The organism is Pseudomonadota bacterium (assembly GCA_026388215.1).
GTDB lineage: Bacteria > Desulfobacterota > Syntrophorhabdia > Syntrophorhabdales > Syntrophorhabdaceae > JAPLKF01.
In genome coordinates this window covers 1-17,406 of record JAPLKF010000169.1, presented here as the reverse complement: position 1 = coordinate 17,406, position 17,406 = coordinate 1, and the positions used below count along the sequence as shown (strand labels likewise).

Genomic DNA, 17,406 nt, shown 5'->3' with positions numbered 1-17,406 from the left:
GGGTGTTTCAGTTTTCTTAAGGCCTTTGCCTCTATCTGCCTGATGCGCTCACGGGTTAAGCCGAATACCTCCCCGACCTCCTCTAAGGTGTAATCCGTCTTCTCCCCTATGCCGAGCCTCATCCTGACGACCTTTTCCTCCCTCGGGGTGAGGGTTGATAAAACCTTATCTATCTCTTCTTTCAGCGAAATACCCGCAAGTTCCACAAAGGGTGAAGGAGACTTGGGGTCTGGGATAAAGTCACCAAGCTTCGACTCATCATCACCGATTGGGGTTTCTATGGATATGGGTTGGTTTGATACCTTCATAATCTTTCTTACCTTCTCAAGGGGGAGCCCGGCCTTCAATGATATCTCTTCGAGGTTAGGCTCCCTGCCCAGATCCTGGAGCAGGGATATAGTGACCTTCGTAATCTTATTCATGGTTTCGAGTACATGAACAGGCACCCTGATTGTCCTTGCGTAATCCGCAATTGCCCTTGTGATTGCCTGTCTGATCCACCAAGTTGAGTAGGTTGAAAACTTATACCCCTTCTGGTAATCATACTTCTCCGCCGCCTTAATGAGCCCCATGTTCCCTTCCTGAATAAGGTCAAGGAAGGAGAGGCCCCTGTTGAGGTATTTCTTTGCGATATTAATAACAAGCCTCAGGTTTGCCTGGATAAGCCTATTCTTCACTACCTTCAGCCCGTTCTCTATCGCGCCTATTTCCATCAATCTTCTCTTAACCCTTTTTATCTCCTTCTCGTCAAGAAAACGTAACTGTTTCCCTATCTTTCTTATTATCTCTTCCAGGATTTTCTTGTTCAGCTTGAGGTCAATCAGTGTTTCTTCCATCTTTTGTTCAATATTTTTCAGCTTTTTTTCATACTGTTTGTTCCCTTTTCTCCCTGCAGCAGCCAGTTTCTTCTGTATCGCCTGTCTTTTCTCAAAAATATTTTTCACATTATTTATGAAGGAAATTGCCCTCTTTTTGTATTTCTCCTCATCCTTTTTTGTGTAGTTCATTTCATCAATGTTCTTAATCACATCAATAATGTTGATGTTATCCTTCTTCAACTGCATTGCCATTTCCTGAAGTTCACGAACGGCCTGGGGCAGGTAGAATAATAAATTTCTTATCTTCCTCTCGCCTTCTTCTATCCTCTTAGCAATCAGATATTCCTCTTCTGATGTTAAAAGAGATACCCTGCCGATGTCTTTTAAATATGCCCATATTATGTTATCTGTCCGTTCTGATGGGAACTTCTCTATCTCTCCCCATTCATGGGGTTCCTCTTCAGCTGTTTCAATCTTTTCCTTCATGGTCTCAACTATATCGATGTTGGACTCTGAAAGAAAATCAAAGAAATCCTCTATCTCCTCTGGGGAAAATATGTTCTGGGGAAGGAAATCGTTTATCTCATCAGGCGTGAGGTAGCCTTTTTCCAGACCGATATCTATAAGATGCTTTATTTCAATGTTATTTACAATAGCCATTCCTTGCTCCAAAACGCAAAAAAATGCCCCTATCCATTGATAGAAGGGCACCTTATTTAACTATTTTTACTTATATTTATCGATGTTCCCTTTTTTCCTTCTTTTCAACTATCTATAATTTATATCTATAATTTAAATATAGCAATTCCTTGATATTTTTGTCAAGCAGGTTTTTAATGTTTTCCACTATTTTCCCATCATTTTGAAGAAAAACCTCCAAAAAATTGACTTTTCGACCCGATTTTCTAAAACAAATAAAAAATATTTGACTAAATAAAAAATAACATATATAAAAACCAATATTACCAAAGGGAGGTAAGACTATGTTTAAAAAAATAGTGTGCCCCATTGACTTTTCAGAGTTTACAGACGAAATCCTCAAATATGCAGTAAATATCACAAAGAAATTTAATGCTGAACTTCATTTAATACACATAATACCAAACTTAAACTATTTCACCCCCTATGAATCCTTTCTTACCCCTGAAAATCTTGTAGCAATTGAGAAAAACATAGAAAAAGAGGTAGAAAAGGATTTTGAAAAGGTAACAAAAGATATAGATATGCCTCTAAAGAAGATTGTCAAAACAGGTGTTACGTTCGTCGAGATAATAGATTATATAAAAGAGGAAGACATTGACCTTGTGGTGATGGGAACACACGGCAGGAGCGGTATTGAACATATCCTTATAGGAAGTGTTGCTGAAAAGGTTGTAAGAAAATCCCCCTGTCCTGTCCTCACGATAAGGCCAAGGGGAAGAAAATTTTCAATGCCGTAATTAAAACTCAGAATTCAGCTGACAGCATTCAGAATCCAGAAGTTAAAAATATAAAAGAAAAGCATATAGTTTTTCAGGTTCTATTCTGAATTCTGACTCCTGAATCCTGAATTCATACGATGTGTTCGTACAATTCCTTTACATTTTTCAAAGGAATGATTTCTATGCCCTTAGCCCCTTCTGTACCCCTTGGACAGAATACCCTTTTTATACCCAGCCTTTCACATTCCTTTACCCTCATATCCATATTCACGACCCTCCTTATCTCACCGGTTAATCCTACCTCACCGAATAACGCTGTATCTTTACCGATATTTATATCTCTGTAGCATGAAAGTATAGAGGCAGCAACAGAAAGGTCTACAGCAGTTTCGTTTACCCTCATACCGCCTGTTACGTTTACGTATACGTCCCTATCATAAAACGGCTTGCCCAATACCTTTTCAAGAACAGCTATCAGGATAAATAGCCTGTTCATGTCATAACCAAGGGACAACCTCTTGGGGATTGAAAAGCTTGTCTTTGGTGTGATGGCCTGGACCTCCAGCACTATAGGCCTTGAACCTGTAATGTAAGGAAATAACGTGCTACCTGAACCAATATCCCCCCTCTCAGAAACAAAGAATTGTGAGGGGTTTTCCACGCTGATAAGCCCCTCTCTTTTCATCTGAAATATTCCTACCTCATCCACAGGCCCGAATCTGTTTTTTATAGCCCTGAGCATCCTGTATGGCAGCATCTTATCGCCTTCAAAATAGAGTACTGTATCCACCATATGCTCAAGTATTTTGGGTCCTGCAATTGCACCTTCTTTCGTGACATGGCATATAAAGATATGGGTCGTTTCCACATTCTTCATTTCCCTTATCAATCTCGAAGAGACATCCTTTATCTGGCTCATACTCCCCGGGAGCATTGGCAGTTTTGAATTGTAAGTAGACTGGATTGAATCTACTACTACCAGTTTATACGACTTTTCCATGACGGCTTGAAGGATATCATCAAGGTGATTTGTGGCAAGTATCGGGAACTGACCTTTTAACATTAACCTTTTCTTTTTGGAAGAGAGCTGCCTCAGGGATTCTTCACCCGATACATAGAGCGCCTCAAAACCAAGTTCAACCATCCTTGAAACAATTTCAAAACAGAGTGTTGTCTTGCCGATACCAGGGTCTCCACCAAGGAGTATTGAAGACCCTGAGGTCAACCCACCCCCCAGAACCCTGTCCATCTCCTCAATACCCAGCACAATCCTCTCCTCGGCAAGCTCTTCATCCGTTATCATTACAGGTTTTCCCTGGGTGCGGGTTTCACCTTTATCCAGTTTGAATTCCCTTATTGTATCCCAACCCTTGCATGCCGGACATTTCCCCATCCATTTATATGTTTCATAACCGCAAACTTCACATACAAATACCGTCTTTTTAGCCATCTATGCCTTCCCCAGTTGTAATTTTAAGAAAGATAATTCATAGCTCAGTATCCTGACCAACCACTCCCTCGTTCTTGGTAACTCATGGGGACCCACCTCAAGGGTAACCATTTCATCATAACCCAATCTTCTCATTGTATTCAAGAGTTTCACAATCGGCAATTCCCCTCTCCCTATAAAAAGGTGGCTCTTGAATTGAGCATAGTCACTCACATGGACATTCTTCAGCCTTTCTGTTTTTAAAAACTTAAGAAATGCAGCTACAAGGTCGCTCTCGAAGGTCCCAAGGTGTGTGGTATCAAAGGTAAAATATAGATTCCTCTCCATACCAAAGGCTATTAAGTCCTCAAAATTATTCAGAACATAGGGGGCAAGCATCAGTGTTTTGCCTATAAGGGGCATATTCTCTATTGTAAGAAAGAGGCTTTGTTCACATTCCAATTCCTTTTGAAAGTCCTTGACCTTCTTGAACCATTTGAAAAAGTTTATCTCCATATTATACCATGAAGGGGGATGAAAATTGACCACCTGCACCTTAAGCCTTTTCGCAACATCTATCGCCCGCATAAGGGCATATAAATTATTACCCCATGACTTTATTTTTAAAAATGGCGCATGGATAGAATAAACAGGCAGTACATCAAGACATTCTATTACTGTATCTATATAACGGTCATCATTAAAGTTCTGATCGATCAGTAAATCACAACCTTCAAAACCTGCTTCTTTTGCTATGGAAAAGATATCTTTGATAGGCAAATAAAACAGAGAACCTGTAGAAAAGAGGATTTTCATAGGATAACGATTTCTTCATCGATATCTGTAAGTACTCTCCATTTCCCTTTCTCTATGACCACTGTATTCTCTATACCGCTGGCACCTATCTTGGGAAAAACCATCTTCGGCTCAATTGCAAAAACCATACCCTCTTCAATTGGGTAATCCATGCCAGTGGCTATAAAGGGTATTTCATTCAGTTCAAGCCCTATTCCATGGGCTAAAAACTTCACCTGGTATGGTCCATAACCGAGGTAGGCATCTTTAAAACCCGCCTTTTTTGCAAGTTCCTTAGAATACTCAAAAAGGGCGCTGCATGTCATACCTGTGAGGGCTTTATCAAGTACCTTATAATGCACATCCCTGCAAACCTCATAGGCCTTCACAAATATATCCGGCATATGTCCAATGGCAAACATCCTTGTCTGATCCGCCTGATAGCCATGATAACACACACCATAGTCTATCAGTATGGGCTCTCCCTTCCTTATCTTTTTCATGCTTGCCCCTACAGGAAATGCCGGGGATAAACCAAGCCCGCCCATAGGGGAATCAGACTGGCTCACTATGCTGCCGGTCTCTCCACTCAAAATATGCCAGGAGTACGCCTCATAGTTCAAAGACCTGACCCTTAAAATACCTTCGTGACCCAGGGGTTTTGCAAACGATTCAAGAAGCCCTCCAAGCTCTATCTCCGTCATGCCTTCTTTCAGCACATCCGGTATTTTCTTATAAACCTTCTTCGCAATAGATGCTGCCTTCTCCATCAAGAAAATTTCAAAAGGCGTTTTTGTCTTTCTTAAGCATTTAATAATCGGGCTTATATCAACAAACTCAATATTGCCCAGGATGCCCATAAACTTCATCATCAGATTATAGGGGACCACATCCAGCTCAAACCCACACCTTTTTATCCCCTTTATATAGGGCTTTATGTCATTAAACGCCTTCACCGGAATCACTTCATCGAGGGGCGATTCCTTCCTTGCCCTGTTTATCTCCCTTCTCACAAATAATATGGGCTTACCCTTAAGGGGTACAAAAAGGAACGCATCCTGCATGGTCCCTGTGAAGTAATAGTAGTCAACCTTGTAAAGAAAAAAGGCCCCGTCAAGGGAGGCCTTTTCCATTAAAGTCTTTAGCCGGGCAATCCTGCCCTCAATCTCTTCCTTCGGCGTATATAACATAACTCTTAAAATAATCCTTTGTTACAATTGGCTTTAAGCTCTTAGCTTTCAGCAATCAGCTTACAACTCAAACGGTTTAAATCGGAAATCGGCAATCTAAAATGGTTTATTTATCCTTCCAGACAGCCTTTCTCTTCTCCGTAAAGGCTGCGATGCCTTCCTTTGCATCTTCTGTTGCCATTAAGCCATGGAGGTAAATCATCTCAGAGGTCTTGAGGGCTTCAAGGAAGTCAACGTTGAGTCCTGCCTTGATGGCCCTTCTTGCCCACATAGCAACAGGCCTGCTCTTATTCAAAAAATCGGCAAGAAATTTGTCCACGCCTTCTTTAAAATTCTCAACAGGGAGAACAACGTTGACGAGTCCGATTGCTTCTGCTTCCTTAGCGCTTATTATTTTTCCGGTAAGGAGCAGTTCGTAAGTTTTCTTGAGCCCGATTATCTTCGGGAACCAGGCAGCAGCCACTGGAGGGAATACACCCACAGCGATCTCAGGCTGGCCTATTCTCGACCTTTCCGATGCAATCACGATATCACAGAAACTCATAAGCTCGCATCCACCACCAAGAGATCTACCGTTCACCACCGCCACTGTGGTCACGTCCATTTCCGCCATAAGCCGGAACATCCTGTGGAAAACCTCTATCATTTCGTTGACTTTGTCTGCTGTGTGGTCTGCCACGTCAACACCGTCGCAAAATGCCTTTTCTCCTGCATGGTCGAAGACCAAAAGCTGTACAGACGGATCCTTTTTTACCTCAACGAGCACCTCATTGATCTCTCTCATCATGACTATGGTAAGCCAGTTTGACGGTGGAACATTGAGCGTAATCCTTGCTACCTTATCCTTTTTCTCATAAACAATTAAATTAAAACCCATGATAACTCTCCTTTCTTAAAAGCTATCAGCTATTAGCTTTCAGCAGTCAGCAAAGAATTTCTGTCTTTCAGTTTCTTAAGCTGAAGGCTGTACGCTGATAGCTCAATGCTGCATTTAATAAAAAAGGGGGGATAAACCCCCCTAAGGTTTCTGCTATGCTTACTTCGGCAGCGGTTGCCCGAGGATCGCTTCGAAGTATGCCGCGTCGTTCAGTGTCCCCTCTGCGATGAGCTGACGGTTCTTGATAAAATCGATGGTATCCTTGCCGGTGATTCTCTTACAGTTGAATGCGCCAAAACCAGCGAAGGCCTCGCCCATCATGTTTACTGCCAGCCAGTATCTGTGATCGTTCTTCATCTGATCCCAGAAGGATTTCTTCTTCTGCCTGATACCATCAATGGACTTCATCAAGCATCCGGGGAAAAGGTTCGCGAAGATCCATACGACCCTGTCAACCTCTGCGTCGAGGAGGGAGAAGTCATAGGCGTTATTTTTCAGTTTTTCGTTTACCCATGCCCTGGCATCTTTTGCTTCCTGGCCTGTCTTATATTCACCGTACACGATCTCGCCATTGTCAACATACTTGTCGGTAATGACCTGGGGATTCCTTACCCAGTTACCCTTGTCGTCCTTAAGTACCGGTATAGCCTTGGAGATGAGATTTTTGGCCTTCATCTTGTATGCGGACCACATTTCACAGCTCACGCAGTTCCACATGGCATCCTCGGCGGTGAGGAACCAGGGCAGGAAGTCCGATGATCCGCCTACAGGGGCTGAACCATGACGGGGGCCTGCCTGACCGTAAATGGCAAGGTCAGATGAAATAGCGAGGTCGCAGGCAAGGCCGATTTCCTGGCCGCCGGCTACCCTCATACCATTTACCCGGCAAATAACGGGCTTCTTGCACATGAGGATACTGTCAACCATGTTGTTGAAGAGTTCCATGTATGCGCCATATTCTTCCGGACGAAAGCTGTAATACTCTGAATACTCTTTCGTGTTTCCGCCCGTACAGAAGGCATTGGGGCCTGTTCCGGTGAATACTGTTGCTACAACCGAGCGGTCCGTAGATGAATTCTCAAAACCGGCGATAACACCCTTCACCATTTCTGTGGTGTAGGAGTTGTACTGTGCAGGGTTGTTCAGCCTGATCCAAGCCGTGTAAAGCCCCGGGATCACGTTTCCCTTAGGGTCTTTCAGGGGTCTTTTCTCGTATACGGTACAGGGAGCTTCTGTGCCCCACCACTGTGTACCATGTCTGCTATGGTCCTTTAATCCGCCTTCTTTTGGCATCCATTCTAATCCCATAAAATCCTCCTCTTAAATTTTTAATTTTCAAAAATCTGGCTTTAAAACAACCCTTTTTGCAGGGGATCCGGCCTTATGTATCTCTTCAAAGGTCGCGGCTATTGTGCTCATAGGCCTCACCTCAACAAAGGGGTCTATGACGATCTTCTTACTCAGCACCATATCCAGAACGATCGGGTAGTATTCTGGCAAACAACCCCATGTTCCTATGATCTCTGCATCAAAGGCCATAAGTTTTGACATCATATACTCACTCTTTGCCATTCCAAAACCGACAAGAATCAGTTTGCCGACAAATGACAATAGGTCAAGACTGAGATCCTGCCCGGCCTTTGTTCCCGTAACCTCAAAAATCTTCCATCCTGTGTTTGGAAGCCCACCAGATTTACAGATATTCCTGAACTCACCGACCACATCCTTATTCGTCTTATCAACTGTACTGATAACATGATCACAACCATAGTCTAATGCCCTTTTTAGTTTTTCAGGGTTCCTCGCTATCCCAATCACCGTCTTTGCACCAAGGGCCTTAACGGTTTGTGCCATATAAACACCAACCCCACCTGTCGCCCCGATAACAATCACATTGTCACCTGGCTGTAGATCTGCCCTCTTTGAAGCCTGATACGGCGTTGTTACTGCATCCGCTATAACCGCAAGCTGTTCAAGGGCATACCCTTTTCTGTCTCGCACCAGACAAAGGTCAACAGAGGGTACCGGTATGTGGCTTGAAAAGCCACCATATACGCCAATAGAGTTGCCGGGCATCTTCTGTGCAAGGCACCTGTTCCCTCTTCCTGTTTTGCAGAGGATACATTTTCTGCATGGCATAACTGCCGGAATAATGACTTCCTTTCCAACCCACGCTGGATCGCCTGCAATTACTACACCGCTGATTTCATGGCCAAGGGCCAAAGGCGGTTTACTCACCGTTGGAACACCATCAAAGAAATAACCGAGGTCTGTGTGGCATACGCCACAGCCAGCGATCTCTACCAGGACCTCGCCCTCTTTCAGTTCCGGTACTGGTATTTCGGCCATTGCAAGTTTTCCAGGGGTTACTTCTTTTGTTTCCCTGTTTACCACTGTTGGTTGAACCATCTGCCACGTCTTTATTGTATTTGGTACATCAGCCATCAAACACCTCCTTATATATTTAAAGTACTAATTATCACCCCCTTCAACTGTTACGTCATTCCATAGCCACCATCTACACACAGGAGTTGTCCTGTGATATATCTTGCATCATCTGAAGCCAAAAATACGAAGGCTGGAGATACATCTTCGGGCTCAGCATATCTGTTCAGAAGGATTCTCCTCACATAGATCTCTTTTAGCTTCTCATCAGTTTGAAGTGTATGGGTCATATCAGTTGTCACAATACCCAAGGAAATTACATTGCAGGTAACATTGTATTTTGCGAGCTCCCGCGCAGCAGATTTTGTAAGGGTAACAACCCCACCCTTTGCTGCAGCATAATTAATCTGACCAACAGTTCCGACAATACCTGCGACTGAAGTAACATTCACAATCCTGCCATAATTTTGCTGCATGAAATACTTTGATGCCGCCTGTATGCATAGAAACGGTCCCCTCATCTGGACATTGACCACCTCATCCCATGTCTCTACAGACATCTTATGCATCATAGAGGGTTTTGAAATACCTGCATTGTTCACAAGTATATGGATTGAGCCAAAGTTTTCGACACATGTGTCAATAATCTTCTGTGCATCTTCCTTTTTCGCAACATCACCCTGAACTGCAACCGCTTTCTTACCCATAGATTTAATTATTCCAACCACCTCATCCGCCGCTTTATTATTAGAGGCATAGTTCACTACAACATTCGCACCCTCTTTTGCAAAATCTATACTGATAGCCCTTCCTACACCCCTTCCGCCACCAGTGACTACAGCATTCTTTCCCTCTAATTTCATAAAAACCTCTCCTTATATTTAATTTGTGAAAATTTTTATAAGTTTAATATATTATATTGTAATCAAAATTTATGTCAAGACAAAAGGTAAAATATATCAGGAGTAAATTAAGTCTTTCAATCTTTTTTCAATATTGTTTTCTATCTCAAACATTTTTTATAGCTTTCCACATTTATCTGTATTACAGCTTCTATTGCAAAAATCTATCAAAGTAATTTTTTTTAAGTTTGTGTAATTTTTCACTTGACAATCTTTTTAACTGCCACTATAATTAAAACGTAGTTATAATATATAACTAAACTCTTTGTGAACATGTGAATAGAATTACCCTAAAAAGACACGAATTGGATTGTGAGGCTTGTGAATCATTTCATTTTTTGTCTTGACACGCTTTTTTCAATTTGCTAATTTAAGCACAATTAAGGGTGCAAAAAATATGAACAACCTGATACATAGAGGTGATAAAAAATGAGGTACGGAGAGACAGGATTTAATTTAGAAATTGATCTATCACGGGGAAACATTGAGAGGGTTGAAACTGACCCAAGATTAACCGAACTTCATCTTGGGGGTTTAGGTACTAACGCCAAGATATTATGGGATAGGGTTCCCCCTGAAACTGAACCCTTTTCTCCTGATAATCTACTGATATTCGGCACCGGTCTTTTAGTTGGCACACCTGCTCCCGGTTGTAATCGTACCATTGTTTCTACCTTTTCTCCTCAGACTTTGTTAATGGCATATTCAATGATGGGGGGATTTTGGGCACCAGAATTGAAGTATGCCGGTTATGACAAGGTGATCATTCGCGGCAAGTCTCCCAATCTGGTTTATTTGTGGATAAACAATGACAAAGTAGAAATACGTGATGCCTCTCATTTGCAGGGTAAAGGCGCTGTTGAAACTGCAGAACTTATTCGACAGGAGTTGAAGGAGCCGAAAGCCCAGGTGGCTGCTATCGGCCTGGCCGGTGAAAACAGGGTCTATATGGCTTCCATCGAGCAGGGCAGGTCCAGTGCCAGCCGAAGCGGAGTAGGCGCCGTTATGGGAGACAAAGGGATAAAGGCGATAGCTGTTCGTGGAACAAAGGACGTCAATATTGCCCGACCGGCTGAATTTATGGAGCTTTGTAACGAAGTGATGAAATATATACAAGTCCGGTCAGAAAAGCCAGTCCCGGGGGTAATGCCCATTTTAGCCGGGCTTGGGTCACCGGCAGAGATGGCACTCTTTGATGAGGAGTGGCACACCCAGAATTTCATGTGGGGGAATGCCCGCGAACGGAGAAGAGATTTTTGGAACAAGGAAATCGAAGAGAAGTGGAAGGAGACTCAAAAAAGTGTGCGGACGCGGTTAATAAGTTGCTATAACTGTCCGATGAAATGCGGGGCATTAATTTCCGTCCCAGGAATTTCAACCTACATGATGAAATGCTTCTCGAAACTTACTTATACAATGGCGGCCTTTTCAGACCTGGATTTTGGTTTTAGAATCGCTCAACGTGCTACGGAGTATGGAGTGGACGGATTCTCAACCCCGCAAGTTATGGCCTTCGCCCTTGAGCTTTATGAAGCTGGCATTTTGACTGACCAGGACATGGCAGGAATGCCGTCCGATAACGAGGGGAGATTTTACTGGTTGCTTGACAGAATCGTTCGGCGGGAAGGGATTGGAGATGTTTTAGCCAATGGCGTTTATTGGGCGGCCCGTCAGATTGGAAAAGGCGCAGAGAAATTTGATCATAATACCATTAAGAAATTTGAGCAGCTGCCTCTCAAGCTGAAAATGATCAATTACCCTTATTTTCTTATGTACGCCACCGGTGAGAAGATGACGATCACCCAAATGGAAGGGTCCTACCCCCAGTCCCCCATTGCGGACAAGGAAGAGAGAGAAAAGTTCGTAAAGAATTGGGACGCAGCTCCTGAGCGGTTTAAGAAATGGTTTTTGGAATGGGAGCCGCGTCAACATCCGTCTATTGAAGCGTCTGTCAACATTGCTGATTGGAATGAGACCCTGCATTACATTGATGACGCCATTGGGATCTGCGCCTTTTTGTCGTCCTTTAGAGGCCAATTCGGGGGCAGGACTCCGTATCACATTTACAATTTACCAGAATTCATCTCACTCGCGGCCGGGATGGATCTTGACTCAGACGCCCTTTGGGAAATAGGGACAAGGAACCGTAATCTGGTGAGAGCCCTCAATGTAAGGAGAGGCTTGAGGAGAAAGGATGAGAAGCCTCCTGAAGACCATTGGGAGATACGAGACCCTGTGATGGAAACCAAGGTGCTTGACGCGTATTATGAATTCAAGGGGTGGAATCACGAAGGTATTCCTACCAGAGAGACGTTGAACAAGATCGGCTTGAATTACGTGAGCGAAGACTTCGTACAGAGGGGGATCTTGACGGACGAGGGAAAGAAGTCAAAAGGGACGGCCTTGTAAAGAATGAAAAATAGACCTTTTCTGTCATTCCGGCGGACCCCGGATCAGGTCCGGGGCAGGCGCCGGAATCCAGAGAAAAGGACTGGATTCCGTGTCAAGCACGGAATGACGTTCACTACCCCGCTGCTTGCAGCGGGGTAGTTCATTCGCGCCAGCTTTCGGAATGAAAGAGGAGAATTTACACTTTGAGTTCGAGGTTGATCAGGGGGCCTTTCTGGAACCCGAAGGCGTGAAAGAACTTGAGAAGATCCCAGTCCGGCCAGTTGACCATGGTGTAAACCGTATCGACTCCGACTTTTTTGAGGTTGGCAATCATTTCCTTCATCAGCATCTGGGCGATCCCCTGCCCCTGATAGGCGGGATCCACACCGATGGTATCAATCCATCCGATGTTCTCCGGCACACTGTATTCATATCCGCTAGCGTCTCCCAGAATGAAGCCGACCACTTTTCCGTCCGCTTCCGCCACCAGAGAAGCACTGGGCAAACGTTGTTCAGCAAGTGTCATTTTCATGAGCCAGTAATCCCATCTTGATTTGCCCAGGACCTTGGTGTCGATCGCAACAACATCGTCCAGGTCTTTCTGGTTCATCTTTCTGACAATAGGCGTTTTTGACTTAGCAATCATATGGCCCCTCCTTTTGACCCGGATGAATCCCCTCCGGATTCACGTTGATAACGGTCTGCCTGCACCACCTCTGCGTAGTCCCCTAAACTCGACGCCTGTCAGAAAAGCACGGATTTACCACTTTACCAGAGCGCTTCCCCAGGTCAGGCCCACTCCAAAAACAGGGAGGCATACCAGGTCGCCCTCTTGGACGCTTCTATCCCTCACCGCCTCGTCAAAAGCGATCGCACACGATGCGGAGGAGATGTTTCCGTATTTGTGGAGGGTCACATAAAACTTCTCCATCGGGAGCTTCAGTGTCTTGGCCATGGACTGAAACATTCTCAAATTGGCCTGATGCGGAATAAACCACGCGATGTCCTTGATGGAGACCTTGTTGTGGTCAGCCGCCTCCTTGATGGACTCGACAAAGTGCCGCACCGCCACCCTGAAGCTTGCGTTCGCCTCAATCATGTTCAGAGTGTGAAGTCCTTTATCCACGCTTTCATGCGAAATCGGCGTGGTCCGCGAGCCGCCTCCGGGCATCAGAAGATCCTGTCCGTTTTTCCCGTCCGTGTGGATGTGGGTTGAAAGAAGCTGATGTCCCCCGCTGTCCTTGGTCAGGATGGCCGCTCCGGCACCATCCCCCCACAAAATGCAGGTGGTCCTGTCTTTCCAGTTGAGCGTCCGGGTCATGACTTCCGCACCAACGATGAGCACGGTCTTTGAGAACCCGGTGAGGAGATACTGAGTCGCCACATTGAGGCCGAAGATAAATCCGGAGCAGGCCGCCGTCACATCAAAGGTCACGGCCTGAGGAGCATCCAGTTTCGCCTGAAGCCAGTTGGCGGCGGACGGGCAGCAGGTATCGGGAGTGATGGTCGCGATAAGGATGAGATCCAGGTCCTTGGCCGTCAGTCCCGCCATCTCAAGCGCTTTGCGGGACGCTTCAAGAGAAAGGTCCGAGGTGGCCACATCCGGATCTGCGATGCGCCTTTCGCGGACTCCGGTGCGCTGGGTGATCCACTCGTCTGTCGTGTCGAGCCCCATTTTCTGGAGATCGAAGTTGGTAAGCACTCTGGGAGGGACGTACGATCCTGTCCCCAGAATTCGTATTCCTGGCATAGGGAGGTCTTGTCTTTCTACTGAGGTTTAATTCCTAACTGTTTCTCTTTTTTGGCAATCGCAAGCCTTGTCTTCACCACCGTATCAGGAATCAGGCTGATGGAGTCAATGCCGCATTCCACGAGAAACTCCGCAAACTCCGGGAAGTCGCTGGGGCCCTGCCCGCAAATCCCGATTTTTCGGCCTTTTCCCTTCGCCACCTTGATCACCTGGGCCACAAGCCGTTTCACCGCTTCATTTCTTTCATCATAGAGATGGGCAACCAGGGAAGAATCCCGGTCAAGGCCAAGAGCCAGTTGGGTCAGGTCATTTGAGCCGATGGAGAAGCCGTCGAAAATTTCTGCAAACTGGTCGGCGCAGATGACGTTGCTCGGGATCTCGCACATGACATAAATTTCGAGGCCCTCTTGCCCCTGGACAAGGCCGAATTTTTTCATCAAGGCGACGACCTTTTTCCCCTCCTCAGGGGTTCTGCAAAAGGGAACCATCACCTTGATATTGGTCAGGCCCATGTCGCTTCTCGCCTTCCGGAGCGCGCGGCACTCGAGCTCAAAAGCAGGCTTGTACTTCTCGTCATAGTAACGCGATGCGCCTCTCCAGCCGATCATGGGGTTGTTTTCCGTGGGTTCGTAAAGGAACCCGCCCAGCAGGTTCTCATACTCGTTCGTTTTGAAATCGGAAAGCCGCACGATGACGTCGTTGGGGTAAAAGCTGGCCGCGATTCTGGCAACCCCTTCAGCGAGCTTATCAACAAAAAACTGGGTTTTGTCCTCGTAGACCGCTGTAATCTCGTCAATCTTGTAAACCACGCCGGCAATCCGCTGATCCGTCTTTGCCTTCTTCTTCAGTTCTTCATAAGCGATGAGCGCCATGGGATGAATTCCAATGTGGGAATTGATGATGAACTCCTCTCTCGTAAGACCGACTCCGTCATTCGGGATCATGGCCTGCGAAAAGGCCTGCTCCGGGATTCCCACATTCATCATGATTTTTGTTCTGGTCTTCGGCATTTCGTCCAGATTGATGGTCTCCACCTTAAACTTCAGCAGGCCGTTGTAAACCAGACCCGTTTCTCCTTCACAGCATGAAACCGTGATCTCCTGGCCCGGCTTGATGATCTCATCCGCATTGCCGGTGCCGATCACACAGGGGATGCCCAGCTCACGCGAAACAATGGCCGCATGGCACGTCCGGCCGCCCTTGTTGGTCACAATGGCTGCGGCAATCTTCATGACCGGTTCCCAGTCAGGGTCGGTCATGCTGGTGACCAGGACCTCCCCCTCCCTGAATTTCCCGATATCTGCGGACGTTTCGATGACCTTGGCGACTCCATGACCCACCTTGCTTCCCACAGCCGTACCCGTGGCCAGAATCTCCCCCTTCTGGAGAAGGGAATAGGTTTCATACGTGTTGGCGTTCCTCTGGGAATGGATCGTCTCAGGCCTGGCCTGCACGATGAAGAGATTCCCTGTCCCTTCCGACACCCCATCGCCGTCCTTCGCCCACTCGATGTCCATGGGCATGAAGTGTCCGGCCTCTTTGCTGTAATGATCTTCGATGATGCACGCCCACTCGGCGAGTTTCAGGATCTCGTCGTCTTCGAGGACATACCGGCGTCTTTCGCTGAGGCTGACCGCGATGTTTTTCGTCGTGGCATCATCTGCCACGGAATAAACCATCTTGATATCCCGGTCTCCGACTTTTCTACCAATGATGGCCCGCTTTCCCTGTTTCAACGTCGGCTTGAAGACGTAGTACTCATCCGGGTTGACGGTTCCCTGAACCACATTTTCGCCTAACCCATAAGCCGCCGTGATGAAAACCACGTCCTTGAATCCCGTCTCCGTATCAATGGTGAACATGACGCCGGAATAGGCGGAGTCGCTGCGCACCATCTTCTGCACCCCGATGGAAAGGGAGACGTCAAACTGGCCGAAGCCTTTGTCGTGGCGATAGGAGATGGCCCGGTTGGTGAAAAGGCTTGCGAAACATTTCTTGCAGGCATCCAGGACGCTCATCCTTCCCCGGATATTCAGGTAGGTATCCTGCTGACCTGCGAAGGAGGCATCAGGCAAGTCCTCGGCTGTAGCCGATGACCGGATGGCCACGTCCAGATTATCCAGATCCCCTTGCCCAAACTCCTCAGCCAATTTGTCATAGCCCAGGTAGATCGCCTGGGTGAGATCCGGCGGGAACTCGGCGTGCCGGATGATGTCCCTGACCTCTCTCCCTTTTCTCATCAGGTTGCTGAGGTCGTGCGTATCCAGGTCTTTGAGGATTTTTTTGATTTCATCTTCAATGCCCGCGTACTTCAAGTAGTAGCGGTAGGCATAGGCGGTGATGGCGAAGCCATTGGGAATACTGATGCCTTGTTGATGGAGCTTTTGATACATCTCCCCTAAAGAGGCGTTCTTCCCACCGACCATGGGAATGTCCTCCATGCCGATCTCATTGAACCAAAGAATAAAATGCTTGCTCTTGTCCCCAGCCATCCCCCGTCTCCTTCATTGAGGTTAAGTAAGCGAGGAAATCAACTGATTTCAATAAATAAGGAAGGCATACGTGTACCATTATCAGTCTCTATTGTCAATTGACAAAATAGGCCTTACAAGGAAAAGGGAATTCTCAGTCTCCAGGCCTGCATTGGGAATCCGGAGTTCTGGGGCCGGCTGATGAACGCCTTCTCTTCAGACAGACCCGCTCTCTTGATCATCGACATGGTCAAGGATGATCTCGATGAAAAAAACCTGTGCCCACTGAAAGCATCCACAAGCAAACTCCGGACATTTACCGCAAAAACATTCTCTATCCGCTTTTCAGGATTTTGACGTCCGAACAACTGCTGGCAGAACTTAGGCAGCAGGGAGCATGACGGTATCGTCACAAGTCGTCACTCCGGTGAAAACCGGAGTTCGCATGTTTGTCACCGTGGATGATCAGGTTGTCGTGCAGGCTCATCTTTTTGTCAGACTCTTGCTCTTGACCGGTACAAGCTCGTGATATTTCACCAGCAAATGGTGATTCTGCACGAACGGTTTGCCTTTGAATTGAATTTGAGCCACGGCTTTCTCCATAGCCCCATAAGGGTTGGGCAGCCCGATGGTGCGAACCAGCCTTACTCAGCGTAAAGGCAGATATCGCACCTGCCCATCCCATTCATTTTCAAGGCTGTACTCCGCTAGGAGCAGAATATCTTCGATTATTTTTCCGATCGGAAGATTGCGGCTGATCTCGAAGATGCCGGGCATGGACTTACCGGCCTGAATGCGCTCATAAGCATAGCGCGTCATGGTGGATACATCGTGCGTGAGCAGTATTCGCCCTTCTCGCGCGGTCCATTCGAGAACTCTTGAGTCGTCTGCTCCCGATAGCCCCGCATCCTGAACACGGACGATGTCCAAATCCGGCTTGCGGCGCAGGAGGCCGCGTACGATGTCGTTGTTGAAGT

General features: G+C 46.3%; 15 protein-coding genes. 3 read left to right on the top strand and 12 right to left on the bottom strand.

The window, feature by feature from the left end; genetic code table 11:
• Nucleotides 1-1,478: sigma-70 family RNA polymerase sigma factor (locus tag NTU69_09680; protein ID MCX5803780.1), on the bottom strand; the 1,478-nt coding region annotated here is incomplete at its 3' end.
• Between the two features lie 323 nt (nucleotides 1,479-1,801).
• Here NTU69_09680 and NTU69_09675 point away from each other — a divergent pair.
• The gene (locus tag NTU69_09675) at nucleotides 1,802-2,257 is read left to right on the top strand and encodes a universal stress protein (protein MCX5803779.1); all 456 of its coding nucleotides are present in this window, start codon (nucleotides 1,802-1,804) and stop codon (nucleotides 2,255-2,257) included.
• Between the two features lie 112 nt (nucleotides 2,258-2,369).
• Here NTU69_09675 and radA read toward each other — a convergent pair whose 3' ends face one another.
• The 7 genes from radA to NTU69_09640 all read right to left on the bottom strand — a co-directional run bounded on the left by radA (nucleotide 2,370) and on the right by NTU69_09640 (nucleotide 9,778).
• Nucleotides 2,370-3,689, bottom strand: coding sequence for a DNA repair protein RadA (radA, locus tag NTU69_09670; protein ID MCX5803778.1), 1,320 nt, complete (start codon nucleotides 3,687-3,689; stop codon nucleotides 2,370-2,372).
• Entirely contained in the window at nucleotides 3,690-4,484 is a 795-nt protein-coding gene (locus tag NTU69_09665) for a sugar phosphate isomerase/epimerase (protein MCX5803777.1), read from the bottom strand.
• On the bottom strand, nucleotides 4,481-5,653 hold the full coding sequence (locus tag NTU69_09660; GenBank protein MCX5803776.1) for a Xaa-Pro peptidase family protein: 1,173 nt from the start codon (nucleotides 5,651-5,653) through the stop codon (nucleotides 4,481-4,483). The genes NTU69_09665 and NTU69_09660 overlap by 4 nt, the downstream gene beginning before the upstream one ends.
• Before the next feature lie 106 nt (nucleotides 5,654-5,759).
• The gene (locus NTU69_09655; protein MCX5803775.1) at nucleotides 5,760-6,530 is read right to left on the bottom strand and encodes an enoyl-CoA hydratase/isomerase family protein; all 771 of its coding nucleotides are present in this window, start codon (nucleotides 6,528-6,530) and stop codon (nucleotides 5,760-5,762) included.
• Nucleotides 6,531-6,689: 159 nt separating this feature from the next.
• Nucleotides 6,690-7,838 (bottom strand): 6-oxocyclohex-1-ene-1-carbonyl-CoA hydratase, encoded by a 1,149-nt coding sequence (gene oah, locus NTU69_09650; protein MCX5803774.1) that lies wholly within the window; start codon nucleotides 7,836-7,838, stop codon nucleotides 6,690-6,692.
• Nucleotides 7,839-7,865: 27 nt separating this feature from the next.
• Complete coding sequence (gene had, locus NTU69_09645; protein ID MCX5803773.1) at nucleotides 7,866-8,975, bottom strand: 6-hydroxycyclohex-1-ene-1-carbonyl-CoA dehydrogenase; 1,110 nt, start codon at nucleotides 8,973-8,975, stop codon at nucleotides 7,866-7,868.
• A gap of 50 nt (nucleotides 8,976-9,025) precedes the next feature.
• A complete protein-coding gene (locus NTU69_09640; GenBank protein MCX5803772.1) occupies nucleotides 9,026-9,778 on the bottom strand; it encodes a 3-oxoacyl-ACP reductase FabG in 753 nt (250 codons plus the stop codon).
• Between the two features lie 468 nt (nucleotides 9,779-10,246).
• Here NTU69_09640 and NTU69_09635 point away from each other — a divergent pair, with 468 nt between their 5' ends.
• Nucleotides 10,247-12,226 (top strand): aldehyde dehydrogenase, encoded by a 1,980-nt coding sequence (locus NTU69_09635; protein ID MCX5803771.1) that lies wholly within the window; start codon nucleotides 10,247-10,249, stop codon nucleotides 12,224-12,226.
• A gap of 178 nt (nucleotides 12,227-12,404) precedes the next feature.
• On the opposite strand, the gene NTU69_09630 is transcribed toward NTU69_09635, so the two are convergent.
• The 3 genes from NTU69_09630 to ppsA all read right to left on the bottom strand — a co-directional run bounded on the left by NTU69_09630 (nucleotide 12,405) and on the right by ppsA (nucleotide 16,450).
• Complete coding sequence (locus tag NTU69_09630) at nucleotides 12,405-12,854, bottom strand: GNAT family N-acetyltransferase (protein ID MCX5803770.1); 450 nt, start codon at nucleotides 12,852-12,854, stop codon at nucleotides 12,405-12,407.
• Between the two features lie 114 nt (nucleotides 12,855-12,968).
• On the bottom strand, nucleotides 12,969-13,958 hold the full coding sequence (locus NTU69_09625; protein ID MCX5803769.1) for a ketoacyl-ACP synthase III: 990 nt from the start codon (nucleotides 13,956-13,958) through the stop codon (nucleotides 12,969-12,971).
• A gap of 17 nt (nucleotides 13,959-13,975) precedes the next feature.
• Nucleotides 13,976-16,450: a phosphoenolpyruvate synthase gene (gene ppsA / locus NTU69_09620; GenBank protein ID MCX5803768.1), complete on the bottom strand. Its 2,475-nt coding sequence runs from the start codon at nucleotides 16,448-16,450 to the stop codon at nucleotides 13,976-13,978.
• Between the two features lie 180 nt (nucleotides 16,451-16,630).
• Here ppsA and NTU69_09615 point away from each other — a divergent pair, with 180 nt between their 5' ends.
• Nucleotides 16,631-16,786: a hypothetical protein gene (locus NTU69_09615; protein ID MCX5803767.1), complete on the top strand. Its 156-nt coding sequence runs from the start codon at nucleotides 16,631-16,633 to the stop codon at nucleotides 16,784-16,786.
• A 291-nt stretch (nucleotides 16,787-17,077) separates the two neighbouring features.
• On the opposite strand, the gene NTU69_09610 is transcribed toward NTU69_09615, so the two are convergent.
• Nucleotides 17,078-17,406, bottom strand: a 329-nt coding sequence (locus NTU69_09610) for a DUF5615 family PIN-like protein (GenBank protein MCX5803766.1), incomplete at its 5' end; no start/stop codon positions are given.

What these genes read in the sequence shown, in the direction of transcription:
- radA (MCX5803778.1), bottom strand. Translation starts at nt 3,689, where the DNA reads ATGGCTAAAAAGACGGTATTTGTATGTGAAGTTTGCGGTTATGAAACA.
- NTU69_09675 (MCX5803779.1), top strand. Translation starts at nt 1,802, where the DNA reads ATGTTTAAAAAAATAGTGTGCCCCATTGACTTTTCAGAGTTTACAGAC.
- NTU69_09625 (MCX5803769.1), bottom strand. Translation starts at nt 13,958, where the DNA reads ATGCCAGGAATACGAATTCTGGGGACAGGATCGTACGTCCCTCCCAGA.
- NTU69_09630 (MCX5803770.1), bottom strand. Translation starts at nt 12,854, where the DNA reads ATGATTGCTAAGTCAAAAACGCCTATTGTCAGAAAGATGAACCAGAAA.
- NTU69_09615 (MCX5803767.1), top strand. Translation starts at nt 16,631, where the DNA reads ATGAACGCCTTCTCTTCAGACAGACCCGCTCTCTTGATCATCGACATG.
- had (MCX5803773.1), bottom strand. Translation starts at nt 8,975, where the DNA reads ATGGCTGATGTACCAAATACAATAAAGACGTGGCAGATGGTTCAACCA.
- NTU69_09640 (MCX5803772.1), bottom strand. Translation starts at nt 9,778, where the DNA reads ATGAAATTAGAGGGAAAGAATGCTGTAGTCACTGGTGGCGGAAGGGGT.
- NTU69_09635 (MCX5803771.1), top strand. Translation starts at nt 10,247, where the DNA reads ATGAGGTACGGAGAGACAGGATTTAATTTAGAAATTGATCTATCACGG.
- oah (MCX5803774.1), bottom strand. Translation starts at nt 7,838, where the DNA reads ATGGGATTAGAATGGATGCCAAAAGAAGGCGGATTAAAGGACCATAGC.
- NTU69_09660 (MCX5803776.1), bottom strand. Translation starts at nt 5,653, where the DNA reads ATGTTATATACGCCGAAGGAAGAGATTGAGGGCAGGATTGCCCGGCTA.
- NTU69_09665 (MCX5803777.1), bottom strand. Translation starts at nt 4,484, where the DNA reads ATGAAAATCCTCTTTTCTACAGGTTCTCTGTTTTATTTGCCTATCAAA.
- NTU69_09655 (MCX5803775.1), bottom strand. Translation starts at nt 6,530, where the DNA reads ATGGGTTTTAATTTAATTGTTTATGAGAAAAAGGATAAGGTAGCAAGG.
- ppsA (MCX5803768.1), bottom strand. Translation starts at nt 16,450, where the DNA reads ATGGCTGGGGACAAGAGCAAGCATTTTATTCTTTGGTTCAATGAGATC.